Consider the following 23,139-nt stretch of genomic DNA (forward strand, 5'->3'; position numbering starts at 1 on the left):
CCGCAGCTGCCGAACCTTCGCGGATGCAGCCGCTGCGGCGGTGGAGCGCGTGAGTGAGTCCTTACGTGAGCATCTGCCTGAGCCCTTATCTGAGCACCACGCATTGCCAGACGAAAAACACGGTCAGGCCGACCCCGATGGTGACGAGCGGCCGTCGCGTCAGCGCGCTGGTCACGACGGCGGCCAGCGCGCCGACCAGTTGCGGGTTGCGCCAGCTCAACTCGGCGCCGACGTCCGCGCCATGCGGCGAGACGGTCATCGGCACGATGATCGCCGTCAGCACGGTGACCGGCACGAAGCCGAGGGCGGTGCGCACGAGCGGCGGAAACACCAGCCGGTCGCCGAGCACGAAGACGGCGGCGCGGATCACCCACGTGATGAGCGCCATGCCGAGTATCAGAACGACGTAGTTCATCGCGATCCCTCCGCCGACTGGCGGGCCCGCCGCAAGCCGAGCCCGGACGTGGAAAGCAGGACACCCACGGCGACGCCCACGAACACTGCGCCGAGCAAGCCCAGCTTGTACGGCCAGGCCTGCCAGAAAAAGGCCAGCGCGCCGGCGGTCGCGGCCGCCGCGATGTAGCGCAAGGCCACGAGTTGCGGCACGACGATCGCAATGAAGGTGGCGACCATCGCGAAATCGAGTCCGAGCGATTGCAGCCCCGGAAAGGCCGCGCCGAACAGCAAGCCGGCGACGGTCCAGAGCTGCCAGTTCATGTACATCGCCAAACCGGCGCCGAAGAAGTAATGCGGGCCGACGGTGCCTGGCTCACGGTTCCGATAGTGCTCCCAGGCAACCGCGAACACTTCGTCGGTGAGCAGCGCGCCGAGCGCCCAGCGCCAGCGCGCCGGCAGATGCGCGACGTGCGGCGCGAGCGTCGCGCTGTACAAAACGTGGCGCAGATTGACGACGAGCGTCGTGGCCCATATCACGGCGAAACTCGCGTGACCGGCGATCAGCCCGAGCGCGATGAACTGCGCCGAGCCGGCGAACACGACCAGCGACATCAACTGGCCATGCCACAAGTGCAACGGGCCCGACGCGACGAGCGTTCCGAAGATGACACCGAAGGGCGCTGAGCCGACCATCATCGAGATGATGTCGCGGGCGCCCGCGGTGAATTCCTTTAAATGGCCTGTCTGGGCGGATTGGCCGGTGCGTGAGTGGGTCAAAACTTGCCTCCTTGAGCGGGGAAGCATAGCGGGCGAAGCTGGGCGCGGCTTGTACGTTCTTGCGGACCGTCAAGGTCCCTGCCAGCGTCCCGGCGGAACGCCGAACATGCGTCGGAAATGCCGCGTGAAATGACTCTGATCCGTGAAGCCGCTGGCGGCCGCGACGTCCGTTACCGGGACACCTGCGCGCAACGGCGCGAGCGCGCGTTGCAGGCGCACCTGATTGCGCCATGCATGAGGCGGCAGTCCCGTCGCGCGGTTGAAAAGGCGCGCTGCGTGAAACGGGGAAAGTCCTGCCGCCCGCGCCACTTCGGCGAGCGTAACTGGCTCGAGCAGATTGCCCGTCAGACGTTCTTTCATGACGTCGACGCGGGCGTCGTCGGGTACCAGGCGAAAAGGCTCCGGCTGTGTCTGTGCGTAGCGCACGAGCAGCGTGGACAGCGCGTCGAGCATGGCGGCTTCGGCGGCGAGCGCGTTGCCGCCGGCTTCGAGCAGACGATGTGCGTTAGCGAGCCGAGCGGCCAGATCGGGATCGCGAATCACGCCGGGCGCGAACCACGGTGAGCCTTGGCGCTTGCCGGCGACCTCATCGGCGAGTTCGTGGATGAATTGCACGGGCGCGTACATCACGCGATACCGCCAGCCGGCCTCGACCGCCTTCGAACCCGTGTGCAACTCGCCGGGGTTGATGATCGGCACGCTGCCGGCTTCCGCGACATAGTCCGAACCGCGATACCGATAACCCTCCGCGCCCGCGACGATCACCGGAATCGTGTAGGCGTCGTGCCAATGCGGCGCGAACTCGTGATCGTGATATTCGGCCGTGAGCAGATCCGCGCCGGGCAAAAGCGGCGTGCGCCAATAACGGGCGGAGTCGTGGAAACGGTGGGCGGCGGTCATGGAATCGCTCTGACACAGCCACTCAGTTTAGCGCGGCTTGGCGGCTGCGGGCGCATCGGCGCGCCTCGTCCGCGCATTGTTCAATACCTTGCTCAATGCGCTTTTTCGTAGGACGCGGCTCACTTGACCGGGATGGTCGTGCCGGCCGGCATCGGTACGGCACTAACGCTGTTTTTCGCGCTGCCGCTGACGACCCGGTCGCTGTAGGTGAGATACACGAGCGCATTGCGCTTGGTATCGACCACGCGCACCACGTGTAACGCCTTGAAGATCAACGACATGCTCACCGAGAACACATCGGCTTGCTGCTTCAGCGGACCCGTGAAATGAATCGCGCCGACCTGACGGCACGCGATCGACGCCTCGGTGGGATCTTCGGCGATTCCCAGCGTGCCCTTCACGCCACCGGTCCGCGCACGCGACACGTAGCATGTCACGCCTTGCACAAGAGGATCGTCATAGGCCTCGACGACAACCCGGTCGGAACCCGTGATATGAAAGTTCGTATTGACGCTGCCGACTTCTTCGCTGTGCGCACACGGTACGAGGAGAGCGGCGCAGACTGCAAGCGCGAGGCGCAATGAGGTGGGTTTCATAAGATTGCCCGATTGAGCAGGGTGCGTTGGGCGCGCGGTGCGCGCGCCGGAAAGCCGTCATCGTATACCGGCGAAGGATTCGGGAGATGATCGACAATGCCGCTGGCAGATGAGCGCCGCGAAAACTGCCGTAAACGAGCCAAAACAAAAAGGCCCGCACGAATGCGGGCCTTTCAAAATTTTGGCTCCTCGACCTGGGCTCGAACCAGGGACCTACGGATTAACAGTCCGGCGCTCTACCGACTGAGCTATCGAGGAACAGCAGTACAACTTGATCTACATAAAAAAGCCCGTCTTGGTTAACGGGCTTTTGCAATTCTTGGCTCCTCGACCTGGGCTCGAACCAGGGACCTACGGATTAACAGTCCGGCGCTCTACCGACTGAGCTATCGAGGAACAGAACAACAACAGCAGAGAAACGAAATTGTAGAATCAGCTCACGCGCCTGTCAATACCTCATGCTCATCTCGATTTGATTCGAGCGGGCGGGGCACAAGACAGGCTGGCAACACTCAGCGCGCGAGCAGCTCGAGCTTTTCCTTCACGTCCTTGAACTCTTCGGCTTCCGGCAGCGGCGCCTTGGTCTTGGTGATGCTCGGCCAGTTCTTTGCCAGATCGGCATTCAGCTCGATGAAGTTCTGCTGGTCGCCCGGCACGTCTTCCTCAGCGTAAATGGCGTTCACCGGGCACTCGGCCACGCACACTGCGCAGTCGATGCATTCATCGGGGTCGATCGCGAGGAAGTTGGGACCTTCGCGAAAGCAGTCCACCGGGCACACATCGACGCAGTCGGTATAGCGGCACTTGATGCAGCTTTCGGTCACAACGTGAGTCATTCAGGCAGCTCCTGCATGCGTAATCAGAGAAGGCGCAAACGCCAAAAGCGCTATTGTAACGTAACGTCAAGAGGCGCATGCAGCATCGCGCAACGCCCTTTTATATGTTTTCGTGATTAGTTTATTGCGTGCTGAAGGGGGACTTCCTTCGACGCACGCGGCACGGGCGCCGGCCGCGCTTAAGCCGGGCGCATTCGGGTAACATGCGTCAAGCCGGTGCGCACGGGGCGCGCCGGATGCATGGGTTGAGTCAGGCCTTCCGTACTTGCTGCCGTCCAGTTCGCACCATCATGATTATTACTTCGCTGCTCGACACCGATCTGTACAAGTTCACGATGATGCAAGTGGTTCTGCATCATTTTCCTGCGGCCAACGTCGAGTACCGCTTCCGTTGCCGCACGCCGAACGTGGACCTCGTGCCGTACATCGGCGAAATACGCGCCGAAGTGCGCAAGCTCTGCAAGCTGCGCTTCACCGAGGACGAACTCGACTACTTGCGGCGCATGCGCTTCATCAAGGGCGATTTCATCGAGTTTCTGGCGCTCTTTCATCTCAACGAAAAGTACATTTCGATCGAGCCGTCGCCGAAGAACAATGGCGAAATCGACATCGAGATCAAAGGTCCGTGGCTGCATACGATCCTGTTCGAGATCCCGATGCTCGCGATCGTCAACGAAGTGTATTTCCGCAATACGCAGCAGGAACCGGACTACAGCGAAGGGCGCGGACGCCTCGTCGAAAAGATGAAACTTCTGGGCGCGCGACCGGAATTCGCCGACTGCAAGATCGCCGACTACGGTACGCGGCGCCGCTTCTCGAAGCAATGGCATGAAGAAGTGATCCTCACGCTGAAGGACGGTCTGGGCGAGCAGTTCGCCGGCACCAGCAACGTCTTTTACGCGATGAAGCACAGCCTCACGCCCCTCGGCACCATGGCGCACGAGTATCTGCAGGCCTGCCAGGCGCTCGGTCCGCGGCTGCGCGATTCGCAGACTTTCGGCTTCGAAATGTGGGCGAAGGAATATCGCGGCGACCTGGGTATCGCACTCTCTGATGTCTACGGCATGCAGGCGTTTTTGCGCGACTTCGATATGTATTTCTGCAAGCTGTTCGACGGCGCGCGTCACGACTCTGGCGATCCGTTTGACTGGGGCGAGCGTCTGCTCAGCCACTACGAGGCGAACCGTTGCGATGCGCGCACGAAGATACTTGTGTTCTCCGATGCGCTCGACATTCCCAAGGTGCTGCAACTGTATGAGCGATTCCGCGGCCGCTGCAAGCTGGCGTTCGGCGTGGGCACCAATCTGACCAACGACCTCGGCTATAACCCGCTGCAGATCGTGATCAAGATGGTCCGCTGCAACGGTCAACCTGTGGCGAAGCTGTCGGATTCGCCAGGCAAGAACATGTGCGAGGACAAGGCGTATCTCGCATATCTGCGTCAGGTCTTCGGCATCGCACAGCCCGAGGAAGAGGCCGCGAAGTAACGGTGTTTTCGTGCGTTTTTTCGCGCGTCTTATGTGTTCCTATGCCGTTCGGCCAGGGTGTTCGCGCGAAGGGTGGCCGGTATAATCCCGGCATATCGCACGGCTGTCGACACGAGGACTTTTGCATATGGACACATCGATTGCCCGCCGCAACATTCTGGCGCGCATCCGCGCGGCGCAAGGCCGTGAGCCTGAGCCGTCCGCATCCGAGCGCGAAGCCGTAGCGGACTATCTGGCGCGCCATCCGCAGGGTCCGCGCCCAGATATGCCCGCGGACCTGACCGCGCGTTTCATCGAAGAAGCGCAGAAAATGTCGACCACGGTCGACACGGTCCAGGCACTGGGCGACGTGCCGGCTGCGGCCCATCGCTATCTCGCGCAAAACGCTTTGCCGTTGCAGGCGATTGCCTGGCAAACGCTGCAGGATCTGCGCTGGAACGACGCGGGCCTCACTGTGGAATTTCGTAAGCCGAAAGACGGCGACGTGGTGGGTCTCACCGGCTGTTTCTGCGCGACTGCCGAGACGGGCACGCTCGTGTTGCTCTCCGGTCCGCAGACTTATGCGTCAGCCGGCCTGCTTCCGGAAACGCACATTGCTATCGTGCCGGCTTCGCGCATCGTCGCGGGACATGAAGAAGCATTCGCATTGATCCGCAGCGAGCGAGGCGAGTTTCCGCGCGCGGTCAACTTCGTTTCGGGGCCTTCGCGCACCGGCGATATCGAACAGACCATCGTGCTTGGCGCGCATGGGCCGTACCGCGTTCACGTGATCGTCGTACTCGGCGCCTGAGTAGAAGGGCCGCTGTTTCTCACTGCGCACGCGGCTGGCCGCCGCCCGCTGCCATTTTCAAAAACCAGGGACTTTGAGGATATGAATAGACGTGCCGTGTCGACGAGCATGGTGCTCGGCGCTGCATTGACGCTGACGTGCTGGCCTCAACTCGCGTCTGCCGCTACGCTCGACGGCGCATCGCTCTCCGCGCTATGGGGGCTGCCGTTCGCCGGTGTGCTGCTGTCGATCGCCGCATTTCCGCTCGTCGCGCCAGCGTTCTGGCATCACCATTTCGGCAAGATCGCGGCGGCGTGGGCGCTGGTTTTTCTGGTTCCATTCGCATTTGTTTTCGGCGCGGGCGTCGCGTTCGGCACGCTCATCCATGCGTTGCTGGAAGAGTACATTCCGTTCATCGTATTGCTGACTGCGCTCTATACGGTCGCGGGCGGCATCTGTGTCCGCGGCAATCTGCACGGCACGCCGCGGTTGAACACGACGATTCTTGCGCTCGGCACGGTGCTGGCGAGCGTCATGGGCACGACCGGCGCGGCCATGCTGCTCATCCGCCCATTGCTGCGCGCGAACGACAATCGGCGACATGTCGTCCATGTGGTCGTGTTCTTCATCTTTCTCGTCGCGAACGCCGGCGGTTCGTTGTCGCCGTTGGGCGACCCGCCGCTTTTCCTGGGCTTCCTCGCGGGTGTCGATTTCTTCTGGACTACCACGCATCTCGCGCTGCCCATGTTGTTTGTTTGCGCCGTGCTGCTCACTGCGTTCTATTTCCTGGACTCGTATTATTTTCATCGGCGTGAGGAAGAGCGCTCGCGTTTTCTGGATCCCACGCCTGACTCGCCGCAACTGGGCATCGACGGTAAGGTCAATTTCCTGTTGCTCGCCGCGGTCGTCGGGCTCGTGCTGATGAGCGGACTGTGGAAACCGGGCGTAAGCTTCGACCTGCTCGGTACGCATGTGGCTTTGCAGAATGCCGTGCGCGATGTCGCGCTCCTCGGCGTCGCGTTGCTGTCGCTGGCGTTGACGCCGCGCGCCGCTCGCGCGGGCAATGACTTCAACTGGGCGCCGATCGAAGAAGTGGCCAAACTATTCGCCGGCATCTTCGTGACGATCGCGCCGGTCATCACGATCCTGCGCGCGGGCGAGGCCGGCGCGTTTGCCGGCATTGTCCATCTGGTCAACGACCCGGCGGGCCGTCCGCATGACACCATGTACTTCTGGGCGACCGGCCTGCTATCTTCGTTTCTCGACAACGCGCCCACGTACCTCGTGTTCTTCAACCTGGCCGGCGGCGATGCCGGTTCGCTCATGACCACGGGCGCGACCACGCTCGCCGCAATTTCGGCGGGCGCGGTGTTCATGGGCGCGAACAGCTATATCGGCAACGCCCCGAACTTCATGGTGAAGGCCATCGCGGAGTCGCGCGGCGTTCGCATGCCAGGCTTTTTCGCGTATCTGGGCTGGTCTGGCGCGGTGCTGCTGCCGCTTTTTCTCGTCACCGGCTGGCTGTTTTTCTGACACTGAGCTTGACGCCGAGGCAATCGAACTCGACTCGCTACACGGAGAATGCAATGCAGAAGATCCTGGTCGCCCGTCCGATTTTTCCCGATGTGATCGAACGGCTCCAACAGTATTTCGACGTCGACTGGAATCAGGGCGACGTGTTGTCCGCTGAAGAGTTGAAGCGCCGTCTCGCGGACAAAGATGGCGCGCTGACCGCGGGCGATCCGATTGGCGCGGACCTTCTCGCGGCCGCGCCGCGTCTTCGCGTGGTGTCGAATATGGCGGTGGGCTACAACAATTTCGACATGGCCGCGTTCAACGCAGCCAGCGTGCTCGGCACCAATACGCCGGACGTACTGAACGAATCGACCGCGGACTTCGGCTGGGCGTTGATGATGGCCGCGGCCCGGCGCATCGCCGAGTCCGAGCACTGGCTGCGCGCGGGCAAATGGCAGAAATGGGCATACGACGGCTTTCTCGGCGGCGATGTCCACGGCTCCACGCTCGGCGTGATCGGCATGGGCCGGATCGGTCAGGCGCTCGCGCGCCGCGCGCGAGGCTTCAACATGCAGGTCATCTATCACAACCGTTCGCGCGTCGCGCCCGAGATTGAAGCCGACCTGAATGCCGCATATGTGTCGAAGCAGGACCTGTTGCGGCGCGCCGATCATGTCGTGCTGGTGTTGCCCTACACGAAAGAGAGCCATCACACGATCGGCGCCGCTGAACTCGCGCTGATGAAGCCGACTGCCACGCTGACCAACATTGCGCGTGGAGGCATTGTCGACGACGCGGCGCTCGTCGAGGCGCTGCGCGCGAAGCAGATCGCGGCCGCCGGTCTCGACGTCTTCGAAGGCGAGCCGAATCTGAACCCGGATCTGTTGAGCGTGCCGAACGTCGTGTTGACGCCGCACATTGCGAGCGCAACCGAAGCGACGCGCCGCGCGATGGCGAACCTCGCCGCGGACAATCTGACCGCCGGTCTCGGTGAAGGTCCACGCGCGGGCCGGCCGCCGAATCCAATCAACGCCGAGGTCATCGGCAAGGCGCGTTCATGACGATGATTCTGGTAGCGGCCGTCGCAGTGCTGGCGGTCGCCCTCGTGCTCGCTTTGACGTTACTGATGCGCGGGCATGGCCGCGCTAATGAGCATGAGCAGTTCGATCTGATCAACGAACGCATCGATGCCGCAGCCGATGCGCAGGCGCACGCTTACGAGCGCCTCGAGAGGCAACTGCGCAATGACATCACTGAGACGGCGCGCGTATCGCGTACCGAGCAGAGCAGTGGCTTTGCGCATTTTCAACAAACGCTGGCGTCGCAATTCAGCAGCATGACGACCGTGCAGGGCGGCAAGATCGACGGGTTCGCGCAACAACTGGACGCCGTGCGTCACAGTCTGCAGCAGCAGGCGCAGCAGGCGCGCGACGAACAGGGCCGCTCGCTCAAGCAGTTCGGCGATACGCTTAGCCTGCAGCTCGGGCAACTCACGGAGGCGAATGATCGCCGCTTCGCCGAAGTCCGCGCGACCATCGAGCAGCGGCTGAAGGACATCGAGGCGAACAACGCGAGCAAGCTGGAGGAAATGCGCCGCACCGTCGACGAAAAACTGCACGCCACGCTCGAGCAACGCCTCGGCGAATCGTTCAAGCTCGTGTCGGACCGGCTCGAACAGGTGCATCGCGGCTTGGGGGAAATGCAGACGCTGGCGGCCGGCGTCGGCGATCTGAAGAAGGTGCTGACCAACGTCAAGACGCGCGGCACGTGGGGCGAAGTGCAACTGGAAGCGTTGCTCGAGCAACTGCTCACCGCGGATCAATACGCGAAGAACGTGGCGACGGTACCGAAAAGTACGGATCGCGTCGAGTTCGCGATCCGCTTGCCGGGGCGGGCGGAGGCGGGCGGCGCGGCTGCGCCCGTGTGGCTGCCTATCGACGCCAAGTTTCCGCGCGAAGACTACGAGCGCCTGATCGACGCGCAGGAGCGAGCCGATCCGGTTGCCGTCGAAGAAGCGTCGCGCGCGCTCGAAGCGCGGATTCGAGCGGAGGCGCGCACCATCGCCGAAAAATACGTGTCGCCGCCGCATACGACCGATTTCGCGCTGTTGTTCCTGCCGACCGAAGGCCTGTACGCCGAAGTGCTGCGTAGGCCAGGTCTATCGGATCTGCTGCAACGCGATTACCGCGTGACGATTGCAGGCCCCACCACGCTCACCGCGCTGCTCAACAGTTTGCAGATGGGTTTCAGGACGCTCGCCATCGAAAGACGTTCGAGCGAGGTGTGGCAGGTGCTCGGCGCGATCAAGACCGAGTTCGGCAAATTCGGCGACGTGCTGGCGAAGACTAAGGCTCAGCTCGAAACGGTGACGCGGTCGATTGAGGCGGCGGAGACGCGCACTCGCGCCATGAACCGCAAGCTGCGCGATGTGGAGGCGCTGCCCGGCGAGGAGGCGAATGGTCTGATAGGCGATGCGTTGTCGGGCGTGGAACCCGACGAGCAATAAGGCAGTGCGGCTGGCGCCTCGTGTGCGTCAGCAGTCCGCGCCTGCCGGGTCCGCGAGTGCGGCGGCAGTGGCGGCGGCGGTGGCGCGGATCATGACGGATGTCACGCTTCTTCCGGCGCGTCCGTCAACTGGATTTCAATGCCGCCAAAACGCGACGCAACCCAGTTATATGCGTGGCACGCGATCCACAGCAGGATGAAACCGAGAATCGCATTCAGCAGCAGCGCGCTGAACACGGTGCTCAATTCGACCGAACCGTAGCGCACGAACGCGACGAGCACGCCCAGCAGCACGATCGGTACCGAGAACGTCAGATAGACGAGGATAAGTGCTTTGGCGGTCTGTCCCGGTGCGATGAACGAGATCTGTTTTTTCATGTAAGTCAAACCCGTATGTCGTAGTGGTAGTGGGTAAAGCTGAATGTGACCCGTGGATGAAAACGTCGCGTCGGATAAGCGTTGGAAGCGTTAGATCAGGCCGTTGAACAGCATGATACTGACCCGTTCGCCTTCGGCAATATCGCCTTCTTCATGGCCGAGCACGATAAAGCAATTGGCCTCGCTCATCGAACTCAATACGCCGGAGCTTTGCGAGCCTGTGGGCGTGACGTGCCACTGGCCGTTTGCGTCCTGGCCGGCTATGCCGCGTTGGAACTCGGTGCGCCCGGCGCGTTTGCGGATCGCCCGCAGGCTTGCGGCGTGGATCACCGGCAGCGGCTGCGGCGTGGCACCGGACATGAGCAGCAGGACCTCGCGCACGATCTGATAGAACGTCACCATGACGGCAACCGGATTGCCCGGCAGACCGAAGAATAACGCGGGCAGCCCGACACCCGGCCGCTCGCCGGACCAGACGCGGCCAAACGCGAGAGGCCGGCCTGGCCGCATCGCGAGACTCCAGAACGCGACATCGCCGAAGGTCTGCAGCAACTGCCTCGTGAAATCCGCTTCGCCGACCGAGACGCCGCCGGACGTCAGCACCACGTCCGCGCTCGCGGCGGCGCTGCGCAAGGCGGCTTCGAGTGCCGCGGGTTCGTCGCGGATCACGCCGAGATCGAGCGTGTCCACGTTCATGCGACGCAACATGGCAAAGAGCGTATAGCGATTGCTGTCGTACACCGAGCCCGGGTCGAGCGGCTCGCCGAGCGAGCGCAATTCGTCGCCGGTGGAAAAGAACGCGACGCGCAAACGCCGCCGAACATTGATTTCGCCGATGCCGAGGGAAGCTAGCAAGCCGAGGTCGGACGCACAGATCACGCGGCCCGCGCGCAGCGCCGCATGGCCACGGGCGAGGTCTTCGCCGGCGAGTCGCTGGTTTGCGCCGGCGGCCACGGCGTCGGCCGGGAACTGAATCGACGCCGAGTCGGCGCTGCGCTCCACCAGTTCCTGTGGCACGACGGTATCGCAGCCTTCCGGGATACAGGCGCCGGTCATCACGCGCACGCACTGTGCCCCTTCGACGCGGCCCGCGAACGGATGTCCCGCCAACGCCTTGCCGACGACCGCCAGCTCGACGGCCGGCGCGCCGCTCGTCAATGCCGCGCGATTGAACGCGTAGCCGTCCATCGCGGAATTGTCGTGCGAAGGCACGTCGATAGGCGACATGATGTCGGCGGCGAGCACGCGGTCGAGTGCGTCGCGCAAAGCCACGCGTTCGACGGCCGCAACCGGCGCGGCCCATTCGCGGACGATCGCCTGAGCGGCCGAAACGGGTAGCGCATGAGGATCGTACTGCGCGACGCAGCTGGAAAATTGGTTATGCCTGGTCATGAAGAGCTGGACGTCGCGGCCGGCGGCGGGAGCGGCGCTTGCCGTGCGGCGGAGCGGGATTTCAGCCGGGGCCTCGATAATGTTCGAGGTCGGCGAGTTCTTGTAACGAATTGATATTGTAAAACGCGCGCTCGTCGGTAAAGGCGACTTCCACCGTCTTGTGGCGCGCGTACCACGCGCGAACCTTACGCCCGCCGGCTTGCAGAAAGGCCGCGAGGTCGTCGGCGAGACCGGTGCGCAACAGCGCGAACACCGGATGAAGCGACACGTTGCCGTCAGCGTCCGAGGTCGTGACGGTGGCGATGTCGGCCCCGTTCGACTCGAGCGCCTGCGCGAGGCGCGCGGCCAGATCGGCGGGCAGCCACGGCGTATCGCACGGCGCGCTGAGCACGTATTCGCCCGGGGACGCGCGCAGACCGGCGAACAAACCCGCCAGCGGTCCGGGAAAATCAGGCAGGGTATCGGCGATCACTAGTGCGCCAAACGGCGCGCCGAGCGCCGCGTAGGTCTCAGGGTGACGATTGGCGCTGATCAGCAGCCCGCCGGTTTGCGGCGCGAGGCGCTTCAGCACATGCACGGCGAGCGGTTCGCCGTGCAGCGTTTGCAACCCCTTGTCGGCACCGCCCATGCGCATGCCGCGGCCGCCCGCGAGCAGCAGGCCCGTGATCTGTTCGCGTGTTGGCTCCATACCCGCCGATCAGCCGCCGATGTACGACATTTCAACGCGGCGGGCGTCCTGTGCGCGTGAGTCGGCTGCATTGCTGCCGCGCAGTTGCGAGTAGCGGTCACCGCGGCCTTGCCAGATTTCGGCGACGGCGGTCGCAATGTCGGCGTCGCTTGCGCCGCCGCGCAGCAAGGCGCGCAAGTCATGACCCGCCGACGCGAACAGGCACAGGTACAGCTTGCCTTCGGTCGACAGACGGGCCCGCGTGCAGCTTCCGCAGAACGCGCGCGTCACGCTCGAAATCACGCCGATCTCGCCGCTGCCGTCCGCGTAGCCCCAGCGCTGCGCGGTTTCGGCCGCGCTATGTGCTTCGAGCGGCGCAAGCGGGAAATGCCCGGCGATGCGCGCGATCACGTCGGCGGACGGCAACACTTCGGTCATATTCCAGCCGTTCGATGTCCCGACGTCCATGTATTCGATAAAGCGCAGTACCGCACCCGAGCCTTTGAAATGGCGTGCCATCGGCACGATTTCGCTGTCGTTCGTGCCGCGCTTGACAACCATGTTGACTTTGACGGGCGCGAGGCCCACCCCGTGGGCAGCGGCAATTCCATCGAGCACATCGGCCACCGCGAAGTCGGCGTCGTTCATACGGCGAAACAGCGTGTCGTCGAGCGCGTCGAGGCTCACGGTGACGCGCGTGAGGCCGGCGTCCTTGAGGCTGCGCGCCTTGCGTTCGAGCAGCGAGCCGTTGGTGGTTAGTGTCAGATCCAGTGGGCGGCCCGCAGGCGTGGTCAGTTGCGCGAGCCGCTCGATCAGGAATTCCAGGTTCTTGCGCAACAGCGGCTCGCCGCCCGTCAGACGAATCTTCTCCACACCATGCGCGACGAAGAGCCGCGCCAGCCGTTCAATTTCCTCGAAGCTCAGCAAAGCGCTGTGCGGCAGGAACGCATAGTCCTTATCGAATACAGCGCGCGGCATGCAGTAGACGCAACGGAAATTGCAACGGTCCGTCACCGAAATACGCAAATCGCGCAGCGGGCGCGCGAGCGTATCGTGCAGCGCGCCGCTAGGCGTCTGCACCGGGCCGGAAATGACCGGCGCCGCGCTGAAATCGGCAACAGGGATGACGCGTCGGGACATGGGATATTTGCGTTGCTTGAGTTGCGCCGAACTGGAAAAGCGAGTTCTTCATTCTATCGGAAATGCTTGTGACGGCAGGGCGATGGCAAGCGCTGTCGGGGTTTACGGGGAGGGCAAGCGCAGCACGGGCGGTCAGTTTTCGCGCGCGCGCAGAAAAAAAGCCCGCCGGTGAGGGCGGGCTTTTTGAAGCGGCGGGGCAAACTTACTGCGGATGCTTGCCTGTTTCCACTTGCTGCATTGGCGCGGTGTCGGCCGGCGGCAACGGCTTGCGCTCGCGAACGGCGCGAGGCGGCCTGACCGTTTGTGCGGCGGCTTCCTGTGCGGCGCGCAGTTTCTCGGCGTCGGTATTCACCCAGACGAGACCGGCCTGTTCCAGCACCGGCTTCAGGGCTTCCGCCGAAACGCCGCCATTGAACGATGCCTGCGTTGCTTGCGTTGCTTGCGTTGCTTGCGTTGCTTGCGTGGGCTGCGCGGCGTGCGGCGCGACGGCGACGGGCGCCGGTTCTACGGCTGCCGATTCCACCGCCGGCGCAACCGCCGCCACGACAGGCTTCGGTTCGACGATCTCTGCTTGCGGCTCCGGTTCAGCGGCCGGGGCTGCGATGACCTCAGCCGGAGCCGCGGTCTCGAACGGAGCCGGCGCGGCTTGCGCTTCGGCGGCCGGCGCAACAGCCGCCGTCTCTTCACGAACGACCGGTTCCACCAACGAAACCGTCTCCGCAGCCGCAGGTGCAGCTTGCGCCGGTTCGACCGGCGCCGCGGCTTGCGCGGCAGGCGTTTCCACGACCGGCTCGACGGCAGCCGGAGCAGCCGGCACTTCAGCGACCGGTACGACCGTTTCCGTCTTCGCTGCCTTCTCGGCGGCGAGAGCCGGCGTTTCCGTTGCAGCGTGCAATTCCGAGACGACAGCCTTCTCCGTAGCGACAGCGGCCACGACGACTTCGACCGGCGCCACTTCCTTCGCTTGCTCGACTTCGGCCTTGCGTTCCGCCGGCTGATGCGCCGTGCGCACCGGTGCTTCATCGCCCACGTTGACGTTGTCGCCTTCAGCTTCCGCGACGTCCGCTGCCAGGTTGCCGTTCACGTCTTCCTCGCGCTCACGACGACCGCCGCGACGGCCGCGACGGCGGCGACGGCGCTCTTCACCTTCGCGCGCCACCGCTTCCTGATCGGCCGGCGCTGCGTTTTCGCCCACGGTGACCTGGTGTTGCGCCAGTTCCTCCGCGGTTGGCGCGTCGGCTTGCGTCAACGCATCCGCGGTTTCGGTCTGCTGCTTGCGACGCTCGCCGCGCTCAGCGCGCTCGCCACGTTCACGGCGCTCACCGCGTTCCTGGCGTTCGCCGCGCGGTGCGCTTTCCACCGTTTCTGCACGCTCGCTGCCGCGATTGTCGCGGTCGCGGCTTTCACGGCCTTCCCGTGCTTCACGCGGTTCGCGGCCTTCACGTGCTTCGCGGTTGCCACGCGGTTCGCGGCCCTCACGCGCCTCGCGCGGTTCACGGCCTTCGCGTGGTTCGCGTACCTCGCGGCCTTCACGCGGTTCGCGTTCCTCGCGACGCTGCGACGGCTGCTGGCCTTGACGGCCGCCGTTCGCACCCTCGCCACGGCCGGCTGCATCGCGGCCGCCCGCGCCAGTACGGCGGTTGCGGTTGCGGTCGCCGCCGCGTTCGCCGGTGCGCTCACCACGCTCTGGGCGCTCGCCGCGTTGCGGACGCGCCTGCTTTTCGGTCGCAGCCGGTGCGACAGGCGCCGGCGCCGCCGGCTGCACGCCGAACAGATTCTTCAACCAGCCGATGAAGCCGCCGCTTGCCTGCGTCACCATGGCCGGAGCCGGCGCTGCGACCGGGCGAACCGGCGCGCTCGGCGCCGGCTTCTCGGGCGTGATGCCCTTGACCGCCGCTTCCTGCTTCGGCTTCACTTCTTCCGTGCGCTTGCTGTAGCCAGTTTCCGACTCGAGTTCGCGAGCCGCTTCTTCTGCCATCTTCCAGGAAGAGCGCGGTTCGTCGAGGCGAGCGTCGTCGTGGCGCAGACGTTCGAGCTTGTAATGCGGAGTATCGAGGTGCTTGTTCGGCACCAGCACGACGTTGACCTTGAAGCGCGATTCGATCTTGTTGATTTCCGAGCGCTTTTCGTTGAGCAGGAAGGCCGTCACTTCGACAGGCACCTGGCAATGGATCGCCGCGGTGTTTTCCTTCATCGCTTCTTCCTGAATGATCCGCAGCACTTGCAGCGCGGACGATTCGGTATCGCGGATGTGTCCCGTGCCGTTGCAGCGCGGGCAGGTCACGTGGCTGCCTTCCGACAGCGCCGGGCGCAGACGCTGACGTGACAGTTCCATCAGGCCGAAGCGCGAGATCTTGCCCATCTGGACGCGCGCACGGTCGTGCTTGAGCGCGTCTTTCAGGCGTTGTTCGACTTCGCGCTGGCTCTTGGCCGACTCCATGTCGATGAAGTCGATCACGATCAGGCCGCCCAGGTCGCGCAGACGCAACTGGCGCGCGACTTCGTCCGCGGCTTCGAGGTTGGTGCGCGCGGCCGTTTCCTCGATGTCGGCGCCTTTCGTGGCGCGAGCCGAGTTCACGTCGATCGCCACCAGTGCTTCGGTGTGGTCGATCACGATGGCGCCGCCCGAGGGCAGCGGTACCGTGCGCGAGTACGCCGTTTCGATCTGGTGTTCTATCTGGAAACGCGAGAAAAGCGGCACATCGTCGTGATAGCGCTTCACCTTGCTGACATTGTCCGGCATCACGATATCCATGAAGGCGCGCGCCTGGTCATGAATTTCAGTGGTATCGATCAGGATTTCGCCGATATCCGGCTGGAAATAGTCGCGAATCGCGCGAATCACGAGGCTTGATTCGAGATAAATCAGCATCGGCTGGCCGGCCGAACCGCTTTGCGACGCGGCTTCGATCGCGCGCCACAACTGCATCAGGTAGTTCAGGTCCCACTGCAGCTCTTCGGCGCTGCGGCCAATACCGGCCGTGCGCGCGATGATGCTCATGCCTTCCGGCAATTGCAGCTGCGCCATGGTTTCGCGCAGTTCCTGACGATCGTCGCCTTCGATCCGGCGCGACACACCACCGCCGCGCGGGTTGTTCGGCATCAGGACCAGATAGCGGCCGGCGAGCGAAATGAACGTGGTGAGGGCGGCGCCCTTGTTGCCGCGCTCTTCCTTTTCGACCTGAACGATCAGTTCCTGGCCTTCCTTCAGCGCGTCCTGAATGCGCGCGGAGCGCATGTCGACGCCGTCGCGGAAATACTGGCGGGCGACTTCCTTGAACGGCAGAAAGCCGTGGCGGTCTTCGCCGTAGTTGACGAAACAGGCTTCGAGCGACGGCTCGATGCGGGTAATGATGCCCTTGTAAATATTGCCTTTGCGCTGTTCGCGCCCGGCGGTTTCGATGTCGATGTCGATGAGTTTTTGCCCATCGACGATGGCGACGCGCAGTTCTTCCTGCTGCGTCGCATTAAACAACATGCGTTTCATTGAACGGCTCCAGAGCGGCCTGGCCGGCCCGTCGCTTACGCGGTTGTCAGTCGCGAAAGCGAAGCGGGCAGCGGCAGCCGCGCCTTATTGTGTTTTCACAAGCACGCTGGAGCGGGAAGAATGGCGGGAGAATTGCCTGAGAGGGCCCCGCCCCAGGAAAAAGGGGCGCGGTGCCGCAGGGCACATGCGAACACGGCTTCAAATAACGACCCGACACGCCGCGGGTTCTGCCAGCAGACCTTCATAAGCCTCCGTCCCCTCTCGCCGGTGCGCCAACTGGGCGCGTGACCGGAGGGTCGAAGGCTGCGGTCGTGCCGCAACGGGAAGTTCGCGCAGGCGGCGCGTCTTTTCCTGCTGGGGGTGTCTCGCCTCATTTTGACGTCGCCAAGTCTTGTACTTTCTACAAGACGCCATGGGCGCACGCCGTATTTTCGCAACCTGCAGCTTCGTACAGCAGGGCGTGAGACCGCCCGATACCGAAGCTGGAAGTTAAATTCTTTTTTACCAAAATTCCGTTACCGTCGAGGCCGACCTTGACCGAACGCGCCTGTGGGCGCCGTCCCTGCCGGGGACCGACCTCGTGCGTGCAACTTGTTGCATCTCATTTAAAGGGTGAGCAACCAGACCCCGGCGCAAGTAAAATAACGGTTTATCGCTTGCGCCTGCGCAATCCGCCCGAATTCCGGACACTGCGCCGGCCGCCGCAGACTGCTGGGCAAATTATATTCAGAATGAAAGAGTTAGGCAAAATATCCCAGAAATCGGTCGCAAGCGACCAGGTCTCGATGATCGAGATCGACGATAGTGCGGCCGGACAGCGCATCGACAATTTTCTCTTGCGCGTCTGTAAAGGCGTCCCGAAAAGCCATATTTACCGCATCTTGCGCAGCGGGGAAGTGCGCGTGAATAAGGGGCGGATAGACGCGCAGTACCGTTTGGAACTGGGCGATCTGGTGCGCGTGCCGCCCATTCGTGTCGCGCAGCCCAACGAGGCGGCCGCTCGGACGGCCGTGCCGAGCGCGGAGTTCAGGATCATCTTCGAAGACGACCATCTGCTGGTGATCGACAAACCGGCTGGCGTGGCTGTCCATGGCGGCAGCGGCGTCGCGTTCGGCGTGATCGAGCAGATGCGCGAGGCGCGCCCGCAGGCGAAGTTCCTCGAACTCGTGCATCGGCTGGACCGCGAAACGTCCGGCATTCTGATGCTCGCAAAGAAGCGCTCGGCGCTCGTGCATCTGCACGACCAGATTCGCGAGAACAAGATGGATAAGCGCTACTATGCTTGCGTTCACGGCGATTGGGCGAGCGACTGGGGCCGCCGCCGGGCCGTCAAGGAGCCGCTGCACAAATATCTGACCGCGGACGGCGAGCGGCGCGTTCGTGTCCAGGCCGACGGCCTGGCGTCGCACACGGTCTTCAATCTGATCGACCGCTGGCCGGAGTACGCGCTGCTGGAGGCGGAACTGAAGACGGGCCGCACGCATCAGATTCGCGTCCATTTGCAGCATCTGGAACTGCCAATCGTTGGAGACGCTAAATACGGGGACTTCGCGCTGAACAAGGCGCTGGCTCGCGCGAATGCGAAGCCCGGCCTGAAGCGCATGTTCCTGCACGCTTACCGGCTCAAGCTGACGCACCCGGCAACCGGCGCGCCGCTGCAGTTCGAGGCGCCGTTGCCGGCGGAATGCCGCAGCTTCATCGCGCAGCTCAACGAATTACGAAATGGGTCACACCCGGAGACGGCACCGCATGGCTAGAGAGCAATTTGACCTGATTGTCTTCGACTGGGACGGGACGCTGATGGATTCGACCGCGCACATCACGCGCAGCATCCAGGCGGCGTGCCGCGATCTCGGTCTGCCGGTTCCAGCGGACGAAGCGGCGAGCTATGTCATCGGCCTCGGCCTGCGCGACGCGCTGCAAATCGCCGCGCCCACGCTCGATCCGAGCGACTATCCGCGCCTCGCCGAGCGCTACCGTTTTCACTATCTGGTAAAAGACCAGACTACGGAATTGTTCGTCGGCGTGCGCGAGATGCTGCAGGAACTGCGCGATCAGGGCTATCTGCTGGCCGTGGCGACGGGCAAAAGCCGCGTGGGGCTGAATCGCGCGCTCGACCAGGTGCGGCTTACCAGCCTGTTCGACGGCACGCGTTGCGCGGACGAGACGTTTTCCAAGCCGCATCCCGCCATGTTGCACGAATTGACGCGCGAGCTCGGGCAGGACCCGGTGCGCACGGTGATGGTCGGCGACACGACGCATGATTTGCAGATGGCGATCAACGCCGGAGTCGCGGGCATCGGTGTGACCTACGGCGCGCATCCGGCCGGATCGTTGAGCGCGCTCTCGCCGAAATACGTTGCGTCGAGCGTCAATGCACTGTCGGGCTGGTTGAGAGAAAACGCATGAGTGCGGATGCGAACAGGGCGGCAACCGAAGCGGCGGTGCACGCCGTGCGCATCTGCGCGTCGGAGGAACTGGTCGACGGCGGCGCCGGCGTTCGGCGTGCCGCCAGGGTTGGCGCTGAAGGAGTGGTGGTATTTTTCGTCCGCTACGACGGCCGCGCGTACGGTTACCTGAACCGCTGCGCCCACGTGCCCATGGAGCTGGATTGGGCCGAGGGCCAGTTCTTCGAATCGTCCGGTTTATACTTGATGTGCGCCACCCATGGGGCGATTTACGCGCCGGATACCGGCAAATGCGTCGGCGGTCCGTGTCGTGGCGGCCGGCTGCGAGCGCTTCACGTGGACGAGCGTGATACGCCCGAAGGCCGCGCGGTTTTCTGGCTGCCCGACGGCGAACTCCTCCCGGCCGAGTCCTGATTTGTCTTCCTGAAATATTCCACTGCCCGCATGTCCGACAATTTGACTCCTGAGACAAAGGACCCGTCTATGACCGGTCGGTCCCGCATTCCCGCCGATGAACCCGGCTGGGAGCGCGCCGCGCTCGAACGCATTGCGCTCGCCGCCATTGACGAACAGCGGGCTGCGCGCCGGTGGAAGATTTTTTTCCGCTTCCTTGCCTTGGCGATACTCGGGCTGCTGATCTGGGGCGCGCTCGATTTTTCCGGCGACAAGCTTGCGGCCACGGGCCGTCATACGGCGTTGATCGCGCTCGATGGGGAAATTTCCGCAGGTTCCAACGCGAACGCTGAAGATATCAACACGGCGCTGGAAAGCGCGTTCGACGATGCCGGTACGGCGGGCGTCATCCTGCGCTGCAATAGTCCAGGCGGAAGTCCGGTTCAGGCGGGCATCATTTACGACGGAATCCGGCGATTGCGCGCGAAACATCCGTCAATTCCGCTCTACGTGGTGGTTGGGGATATGTGCGCGTCAGGCGGATATTACGCGGCGGCTGCCGGCGACAAGATTTACGTCGACAAGGCGAGCATCGTGGGCTCGATCGGTGTGCTGATGGACAGTTTCGGCTTCACCGGCTTGATGGACAAGCTGGGCATCCAGCGTCGACTGCACACATCGGGCGAGAACAAGGGTTTTTTTGACCCGTTCTCCCCCGAAACACCGAAGATGGACCAGCACGCGCAAGACATGCTCGATCAGATTCACGCGCAGTTTATCGAGGCGGTGCGCCAGGGCCGCGGTAAGCGCCTCCACGAAACGCCGGACATGTTCTCCGGGCTTTTCTGGACCGGCGAGAAGAGCATCGAACTTGGTCTCGCGGACGGTCTGGGCGATGCGAACTACGTGGCGCGCGAGATTATCAAGGCGCCGGACATCGTCGACTACACGGTCAAGGAGAGCATTACGGATCGCGTCGCGCGTAAATTTGGCGCGGCGGTGGGCAGCGGCGCCGTGCATGCGATGGCACTTGGCGGGAAGCTGAATTTGCGTTGAGCCTGAAGCTTTCCCGAATACCTTAAAGCCCCGCGCGGTCCGTCAGATCGCGCGGGGCTTTTTGCAAGCGAACACGGCCAGGCTCGCTCAAACGGCCAATATCAGAAAAATGGCCGGCCGCTTGTGCAGGTCGATCGCCGGTTTCTTTTTCCAGTCGGTCACCGTGTGACTGCGGATGGTTTCGCTCTCCAGCGTCAAATCCACCGCGACGCAAACGAGTGTGGACGGCGCGCAGCTCGCCAGCAACGTGTCGAGCAGCGCGCGGTTGCGGTAAGGCGTCTCAATAAAGATCTGCGTCTGCTTGCCCTTGCGCGACTGCGTTTCGAGATCGCGCAGGCGCTTGGCCCGCTCGGCTGCGTCGACCGGCAGATAGCCGTGGAACGCGAAGCTTTGGCCGTTGAGCCCGGAAGCCATCAAGGCCAGCAGAATCGAGCTTGGTCCCACAAACGGCACGACCTTCACGCCACGCTCGTGCGCCCGGCGCACCAGCAGCGCGCCCGGATCGGCGACCGCCGGGCAACCGGCTTCGGATACGAGACCGGCGTCCGTGCCGGCCAGAACCGGCGCGAGCAGCTTGTCGATCTCGCCGGCCGGCGTATTGACGTTCAGTTCGCGAATCTGGATTTCCTGAATCGGCCGATCGGTGCCGACTTTCTTCAGGAATGCGCGCGTGGTCTTCGCGTTTTCGCCGATGTAGTAGTGAAGCGCCGCGGCGCGGGCGCGCACCGGGGCGGGCAGGACGGCGTCGAGCGCGTCAGCGTCGCCTTCGCCAAGCGTATTCGGGATCAAATAGAGCGTGCCGCTCATTGCGCCCCCAATAGCGGATAACCCGCCGTCAGCAGCATGCGCGACAGCGCGATCAGCGGCAGGCCGACGAGGGCAGTCGGATCGTCGGAATGGATCGCTTCGAGCAGCGCGATGCCGAGCCCCTCGGATTTCGCGCTACCCGCGACGTCGTAAGGCGTTTCGGCGAGCAGATAGGATTGGAGCGCGGCATCCGGCAGATTACGGAATTGCACGCGGGTAATGACATCGACGGTTTGCGCCGCGCCCGAGCGGCTGTCGAACAGGCACAGCGCGCTATGAAACAGCACTTCGCGGCCTCGCATAGCCTGTAACTGCGCTAGCGCCTTGTCGTGAGTGCCCGGTTTGCCGATTTGCAGGCCGTCGTAAGTGGCGACTTGGTCCGAACCGATGACGAGAGCGGCTTCGTCGGCGGGCAGTCCGTCGGCCACCGCGCGTGCCTTTGCTTCGGCGAGCCGCAACGCGGTGGCGTCGGGCGTTTCGCCGGCGCGCGGAGTTTCGTCGATCGCGGGCACGGCCACGTCGAACGGAATGCGCAGGCGTTCAAGCAGCTCGCGGCGATACGGCGAGCTCGACGCCAGAATCAGGCGTGGCGGGCGTTTGGGGGAATCTGGCATGGTCGATCAACGGCTAAAAGGGCGGGGCGTACCAGGTTGCGCGCGAATCGCGCTTGTACGGGCTTAAGTGTTTGACTCGAAAAGACAAAACGGATATGATTTCGGGCTTTTCATCGGTATGCTTGCGTCAAGCGGGCCTCGGTGCGTGCCAGAGTCGCGCGGTTTGCTGCGGTTGCAAATACAGCGCGGCGACAATGCTTAATGGCGCGGCGCTGAAGTTTCGCGGGCTGCCTTGCAAACTGGTTTAACCCGTGATTTACCCGGCGAAATCCTTGCCGACGCAGGAGCGCACATGACTCAACATCCTGGCAAACCTGCTGGTCTGTCCGACCCGCATGAGCTTGATCTTTTCGAATTTGCGCGGAGTGGGCGGCAGGCCGCGGGTGTCGTGCGCGTCTCGCAACTGCCGCGCATGTTAAACGAAGTCCCGGCAGAAGCGCCAGACCGCGACACAGCGTTCACCTGGCAAGCGGAAGGGGCGACGCAGCCGGAATTGCAGGACGACGGCACCGAGGGCCCCCAGCCGTATTTGAGGTTGGCGATTCACGGCGCTGCATGGCTCGAATGTCAGCGGTGCATGACACCGTATTCGCAGGCGTTCAACGTCGACGCAACCTATAGGATCGTCAGCACTGAGGCGGAAGCCGAAGAGTTTCCGCTCGATGAGGACGAAGTCGAAGTGATCGTGGGCTCGCGCCAGTTCGATCTCGTCGACTTGATCGAAGAAGAGTTGCTGCTTTCCTTGCCGCTCGTGCCCAAGCACGAGGTTTGTCCCGAGGTGCACGAGAGTCTTGTCTCTGGTGTGGCCGGTGCAGAAGGCGAGGGCGACGAAGCTGCGGTGGACGAAGCCGGTGAGGGCAGCGAGCCCGAGCGGCCGAATCCGTTTGCGGCGCTCGAAAGTCTCAAGCGCGGTGAGCCGGACGACAAGAAGCACTGAACAGTTGCATGGAAGCGCGATGCGGGCGCATTGGCCATTCGGCCAGTGGCGGAGACCGGATCGGGCTGTGTTAGAATTC

Annotated in this window: 22 protein-coding genes and 2 tRNA genes; 10 read left to right on the forward strand and 14 right to left on the reverse strand. The window is 63.6% G+C overall.

Going from position 1 to position 23,139, the window contains the following annotated elements:
* Window positions 1-85 precede the first annotated feature (85 nt).
* From C0Z16_RS05670 to fdxA, 7 genes are all read right to left on the reverse strand, one after another.
* Window positions 86-415, reverse strand: coding sequence for an AzlD domain-containing protein (locus tag C0Z16_RS05670; protein WP_102631205.1), 330 nt, complete (start codon window positions 413-415; stop codon window positions 86-88).
* Window positions 412-1,173, reverse strand: a complete 762-nt coding sequence (locus C0Z16_RS05675) for an AzlC family ABC transporter permease (protein ID WP_102631206.1) — start codon at window positions 1,171-1,173, stop codon at window positions 412-414. Before C0Z16_RS05675 ends, C0Z16_RS05670 begins: the two co-directional genes overlap by 4 nt.
* Before the next feature lie 69 nt (window positions 1,174-1,242).
* Window positions 1,243-2,073 carry a helix-turn-helix transcriptional regulator gene (locus C0Z16_RS05680; RefSeq protein ID WP_102631207.1) on the reverse strand — a complete coding sequence of 277 codons (831 nt, stop codon included), beginning with the start codon at window positions 2,071-2,073 and terminating at the stop codon, window positions 1,243-1,245.
* A gap of 119 nt (window positions 2,074-2,192) precedes the next feature.
* Window positions 2,193-2,669: a CreA family protein gene (locus C0Z16_RS05685; protein WP_102631208.1), complete on the reverse strand. Its 477-nt coding sequence runs from the start codon at window positions 2,667-2,669 to the stop codon at window positions 2,193-2,195.
* Window positions 2,670-2,851: 182 nt separating this feature from the next.
* Window positions 2,852-2,927: transfer RNA gene (locus C0Z16_RS05690), tRNA-Asn, on the reverse strand.
* 62 nt (window positions 2,928-2,989) lie between these two features.
* Window positions 2,990-3,065 (reverse strand) — tRNA-Asn (locus C0Z16_RS05695).
* A gap of 116 nt (window positions 3,066-3,181) precedes the next feature.
* On the reverse strand, window positions 3,182-3,505 hold the full coding sequence (gene fdxA, locus C0Z16_RS05700; RefSeq protein WP_102631209.1) for a ferredoxin FdxA: 324 nt from the start codon (window positions 3,503-3,505) through the stop codon (window positions 3,182-3,184).
* A gap of 290 nt (window positions 3,506-3,795) precedes the next feature.
* Between fdxA and pncB the strand changes: the two genes are divergently transcribed.
* From pncB to C0Z16_RS05725, 5 genes are all read left to right on the forward strand, one after another.
* Window positions 3,796-4,992, forward strand: coding sequence for a nicotinate phosphoribosyltransferase (pncB, locus tag C0Z16_RS05705; protein ID WP_102631210.1), 1,197 nt, complete (start codon window positions 3,796-3,798; stop codon window positions 4,990-4,992).
* A gap of 127 nt (window positions 4,993-5,119) precedes the next feature.
* On the forward strand, window positions 5,120-5,782 hold the full coding sequence (locus C0Z16_RS05710) for a LutC/YkgG family protein (protein ID WP_102631211.1): 663 nt from the start codon (window positions 5,120-5,122) through the stop codon (window positions 5,780-5,782).
* An 81-nt stretch (window positions 5,783-5,863) separates the two neighbouring features.
* A complete protein-coding gene (locus C0Z16_RS05715) occupies window positions 5,864-7,294 on the forward strand; it encodes a sodium:proton antiporter (RefSeq protein WP_102631212.1) in 1,431 nt (476 codons plus the stop codon).
* A gap of 53 nt (window positions 7,295-7,347) precedes the next feature.
* Window positions 7,348-8,337, forward strand: coding sequence for a 2-hydroxyacid dehydrogenase (locus C0Z16_RS05720; RefSeq protein WP_102631213.1), 990 nt, complete (start codon window positions 7,348-7,350; stop codon window positions 8,335-8,337).
* Entirely contained in the window at window positions 8,334-9,782 is a 1,449-nt protein-coding gene (locus C0Z16_RS05725) for a DNA recombination protein RmuC (protein ID WP_102631214.1), read from the forward strand. Before C0Z16_RS05720 ends, C0Z16_RS05725 begins: the two co-directional genes overlap by 4 nt.
* Window positions 9,783-9,883: 101 nt before the next feature.
* Here C0Z16_RS05725 and C0Z16_RS05730 read toward each other — a convergent pair whose 3' ends face one another.
* The 5 genes from C0Z16_RS05730 to C0Z16_RS05750 form a co-directional block, all read right to left on the reverse strand.
* Window positions 9,884-10,159 carry a hypothetical protein gene (locus C0Z16_RS05730; RefSeq protein ID WP_006053283.1) on the reverse strand — a complete coding sequence of 92 codons (276 nt, stop codon included), beginning with the start codon at window positions 10,157-10,159 and terminating at the stop codon, window positions 9,884-9,886.
* Window positions 10,160-10,249: 90 nt separating this feature from the next.
* Window positions 10,250-11,551 (reverse strand): molybdopterin molybdotransferase MoeA, encoded by a 1,302-nt coding sequence (gene moeA, locus C0Z16_RS05735; protein WP_102631215.1) that lies wholly within the window; start codon window positions 11,549-11,551, stop codon window positions 10,250-10,252.
* Window positions 11,552-11,612: 61 nt separating this feature from the next.
* Window positions 11,613-12,239 carry a molybdenum cofactor guanylyltransferase MobA gene (gene mobA, locus C0Z16_RS05740; RefSeq protein ID WP_102631216.1) on the reverse strand — a complete coding sequence of 209 codons (627 nt, stop codon included), beginning with the start codon at window positions 12,237-12,239 and terminating at the stop codon, window positions 11,613-11,615.
* Between the two features lie 9 nt (window positions 12,240-12,248).
* On the reverse strand, window positions 12,249-13,358 hold the full coding sequence (gene moaA, locus C0Z16_RS05745; RefSeq protein WP_102631217.1) for a GTP 3',8-cyclase MoaA: 1,110 nt from the start codon (window positions 13,356-13,358) through the stop codon (window positions 12,249-12,251).
* 202 nt (window positions 13,359-13,560) lie between these two features.
* Entirely contained in the window at window positions 13,561-16,845 is a 3,285-nt protein-coding gene (locus tag C0Z16_RS05750) for an Rne/Rng family ribonuclease (protein WP_102631218.1), read from the reverse strand.
* Between the two features lie 731 nt (window positions 16,846-17,576).
* Between C0Z16_RS05750 and C0Z16_RS05755 the strand changes: the two genes are divergently transcribed.
* The 4 genes from C0Z16_RS05755 to C0Z16_RS05770 are packed head-to-tail and all read left to right on the forward strand — an operon-like array spanning window position 17,577 to window position 20,702.
* Window positions 17,577-18,602, forward strand: coding sequence for an RluA family pseudouridine synthase (locus C0Z16_RS05755; RefSeq protein ID WP_102631219.1), 1,026 nt, complete (start codon window positions 17,577-17,579; stop codon window positions 18,600-18,602).
* A complete protein-coding gene (locus C0Z16_RS05760; protein ID WP_102631220.1) occupies window positions 18,595-19,254 on the forward strand; it encodes an HAD-IA family hydrolase in 660 nt (219 codons plus the stop codon). The genes C0Z16_RS05755 and C0Z16_RS05760 overlap by 8 nt, the downstream gene beginning before the upstream one ends.
* Window positions 19,251-19,667 carry a Rieske (2Fe-2S) protein gene (locus C0Z16_RS05765; RefSeq protein WP_102631221.1) on the forward strand — a complete coding sequence of 139 codons (417 nt, stop codon included), beginning with the start codon at window positions 19,251-19,253 and terminating at the stop codon, window positions 19,665-19,667. Before C0Z16_RS05760 ends, C0Z16_RS05765 begins: the two co-directional genes overlap by 4 nt.
* 30 nt (window positions 19,668-19,697) lie before the next feature.
* Complete coding sequence (locus tag C0Z16_RS05770; protein WP_102631222.1) at window positions 19,698-20,702, forward strand: S49 family peptidase; 1,005 nt, start codon at window positions 19,698-19,700, stop codon at window positions 20,700-20,702.
* Between the two features lie 87 nt (window positions 20,703-20,789).
* On the opposite strand, the gene C0Z16_RS05775 is transcribed toward C0Z16_RS05770, so the two are convergent.
* Entirely contained in the window at window positions 20,790-21,509 is a 720-nt protein-coding gene (locus C0Z16_RS05775) for an SAM-dependent methyltransferase (protein ID WP_102631223.1), read from the reverse strand.
* Window positions 21,506-22,123: a Maf-like protein gene (locus C0Z16_RS05780; protein ID WP_102631224.1), complete on the reverse strand. Its 618-nt coding sequence runs from the start codon at window positions 22,121-22,123 to the stop codon at window positions 21,506-21,508. Before C0Z16_RS05780 ends, C0Z16_RS05775 begins: the two co-directional genes overlap by 4 nt.
* Window positions 22,124-22,415: 292 nt before the next feature.
* Here C0Z16_RS05780 and C0Z16_RS05785 point away from each other — a divergent pair, with 292 nt between their 5' ends.
* On the forward strand, window positions 22,416-23,060 hold the full coding sequence (locus tag C0Z16_RS05785) for a DUF177 domain-containing protein (RefSeq protein WP_102631225.1): 645 nt from the start codon (window positions 22,416-22,418) through the stop codon (window positions 23,058-23,060).
* The last annotated feature ends 79 nt before the right edge of the window (window positions 23,061-23,139 follow it).

It is taken from the genome of Paraburkholderia rhynchosiae (genome assembly GCF_002879865.1).
GTDB classification, from domain to species: Bacteria; Pseudomonadota; Gammaproteobacteria; order Burkholderiales; family Burkholderiaceae; genus Paraburkholderia; species Paraburkholderia rhynchosiae.

Excerpts from the sequence above, each read along its gene's own strand:
- C0Z16_RS05670 (WP_102631205.1), bottom strand. The coding sequence starts at position 415 with ATGAACTACGTCGTTCTGATACTCGGCATGGCGCTCATCACGTGGGTG.
- C0Z16_RS05680 (WP_102631207.1), bottom strand. The coding sequence starts at position 2,073 with ATGACCGCCGCCCACCGTTTCCACGACTCCGCCCGTTATTGGCGCACG.
- C0Z16_RS05685 (WP_102631208.1), bottom strand. The coding sequence starts at position 2,669 with ATGAAACCCACCTCATTGCGCCTCGCGCTTGCAGTCTGCGCCGCTCTC.
- fdxA (WP_102631209.1), bottom strand. The coding sequence starts at position 3,505 with ATGACTCACGTTGTGACCGAAAGCTGCATCAAGTGCCGCTATACCGAC.
- pncB (WP_102631210.1), top strand. The coding sequence starts at position 3,796 with ATGATTATTACTTCGCTGCTCGACACCGATCTGTACAAGTTCACGATG.
- C0Z16_RS05710 (WP_102631211.1), top strand. The coding sequence starts at position 5,120 with ATGGACACATCGATTGCCCGCCGCAACATTCTGGCGCGCATCCGCGCG.
- C0Z16_RS05715 (WP_102631212.1), top strand. The coding sequence starts at position 5,864 with ATGAATAGACGTGCCGTGTCGACGAGCATGGTGCTCGGCGCTGCATTG.
- C0Z16_RS05720 (WP_102631213.1), top strand. The coding sequence starts at position 7,348 with ATGCAGAAGATCCTGGTCGCCCGTCCGATTTTTCCCGATGTGATCGAA.
- C0Z16_RS05725 (WP_102631214.1), top strand. The coding sequence starts at position 8,334 with ATGACGATGATTCTGGTAGCGGCCGTCGCAGTGCTGGCGGTCGCCCTC.
- C0Z16_RS05730 (WP_006053283.1), bottom strand. The coding sequence starts at position 10,159 with ATGAAAAAACAGATCTCGTTCATCGCACCGGGACAGACCGCCAAAGCA.
- moeA (WP_102631215.1), bottom strand. The coding sequence starts at position 11,551 with ATGACCAGGCATAACCAATTTTCCAGCTGCGTCGCGCAGTACGATCCT.
- mobA (WP_102631216.1), bottom strand. The coding sequence starts at position 12,239 with ATGGAGCCAACACGCGAACAGATCACGGGCCTGCTGCTCGCGGGCGGC.
- moaA (WP_102631217.1), bottom strand. The coding sequence starts at position 13,358 with ATGTCCCGACGCGTCATCCCTGTTGCCGATTTCAGCGCGGCGCCGGTC.
- C0Z16_RS05750 (WP_102631218.1), bottom strand. The coding sequence starts at position 16,845 with ATGAAACGCATGTTGTTTAATGCGACGCAGCAGGAAGAACTGCGCGTC.
- C0Z16_RS05755 (WP_102631219.1), top strand. The coding sequence starts at position 17,577 with ATGAAAGAGTTAGGCAAAATATCCCAGAAATCGGTCGCAAGCGACCAG.
- C0Z16_RS05760 (WP_102631220.1), top strand. The coding sequence starts at position 18,595 with ATGGCTAGAGAGCAATTTGACCTGATTGTCTTCGACTGGGACGGGACG.
- C0Z16_RS05765 (WP_102631221.1), top strand. The coding sequence starts at position 19,251 with ATGAGTGCGGATGCGAACAGGGCGGCAACCGAAGCGGCGGTGCACGCC.
- C0Z16_RS05770 (WP_102631222.1), top strand. The coding sequence starts at position 19,698 with ATGTCCGACAATTTGACTCCTGAGACAAAGGACCCGTCTATGACCGGT.
- C0Z16_RS05775 (WP_102631223.1), bottom strand. The coding sequence starts at position 21,509 with ATGAGCGGCACGCTCTATTTGATCCCGAATACGCTTGGCGAAGGCGAC.
- C0Z16_RS05780 (WP_102631224.1), bottom strand. The coding sequence starts at position 22,123 with ATGCCAGATTCCCCCAAACGCCCGCCACGCCTGATTCTGGCGTCGAGC.
- C0Z16_RS05785 (WP_102631225.1), top strand. The coding sequence starts at position 22,416 with ATGACTCAACATCCTGGCAAACCTGCTGGTCTGTCCGACCCGCATGAG.